Genomic DNA, 1211 nt, shown 5'->3' on the forward strand with positions numbered 1-1211 from the left:
CCTATCCCTTCCTTCGACGCGTTGCGTTCTCCTTTGCCACCGGCGCGGCACTCGCGCTCGCTACCGTCTCGCCGTCGCAGGCGGCTGCAAAGATCCAGCACTTGACGTCGCCGGGCGGCATCGAGGCCTGGTTCGTGCAGGATGCGACCGTACCGCTGATCGCCATGGAATATTCCTTTGCCGGCGGCTCGGCCCAGGATCCCAAGGACAAATCGGGCGTCGCCAATCTGGTCGGCGATCTCCTCGACGAAGGCTCCGGCGATCTCGATTCCAAGACCTTCCATGAGCGGCTCGATCGCCGCGCCATCGAGCTCTCCTTCTCCGCCACCCGCGACACGTTCCGCGGCAGCCTGCGCATGCTGCGCGACAACAAGGACGAGGCCTTCGACCTGCTGCGGAGCGCGCTGACCTCGCCGCATTTCGAAACCGCCGATGTCGAACGCATTCGCTCGCAGGTAATCTCGGGCCTGCGCCGCGAGACCACCAACCCGACCTCGCTGGCGAGCCGCAAATTCCTGGAAGTCGCCTTCGGCGAACATCCCTACGGCCGGCAGTCCAACGGCAACCTCGACAGCGTTCCGACCATCACGATCGCCGACATGAAGGACTATGTCGGCCGCGTGCTCGCCAAGGACACGCTGAAGATCGCGGTGGTTGGCGACGTTGATCCCGATACGCTCGGTAAGCTGCTCGACCACACGTTTGGCAGCCTGCCCGCCAAGGCCAATCTCGTGCCGGTCCCCGACGTCGAGGCCGCCAAGCCGCCGCAACGCGCCTTCGTGACGCTCGACGTTCCCCAGACCGTGATCACCTTCGGCGGCCCGGGGTGAAGCGCAGCGATCCGAACTTCATGGCGGCCTATGTCGTCAACCACATCCTCGGCGGCGGCGGGTTGTCCTCGCGGCTTTATCGCGAGGTGCGCGAGAAGCGCGGGCTGGCCTATTCGGTGTTCGAATCGCTGCTCTGGATGGAGCATTCGGCGGTCTTCATCGGCAATACCGGCACCCGCGCCGACCGCGCAGGCGACACCATCGACGCCATCGACAAGGAAGTGCGTCGGATCGCCGAGGAAGGCCCGACGCAGAAGGAGCTCGATGAGGCCAAGTCCTACCTCAAGGGCTCGCAGATGCTGGCGCTCGATACCTCCTCGAAGCTCGCGCAGGCGCTGCTGCAATATCAGCAGGACAAGCTGCCGATCGACTACATCGAGA

General features: G+C 64.8%; 1 pseudogene. It reads left to right on the top strand.

What is annotated here, in order from left to right:
• A pseudogene (locus tag FXB41_RS40065) lies at nt 1-1211 on the top strand (M16 family metallopeptidase); the annotation flags it as partial.

The organism is Bradyrhizobium canariense (assembly GCF_019402665.1).
Taxonomy (GTDB): domain Bacteria; phylum Pseudomonadota; class Alphaproteobacteria; order Rhizobiales; family Xanthobacteraceae; genus Bradyrhizobium; species Bradyrhizobium canariense.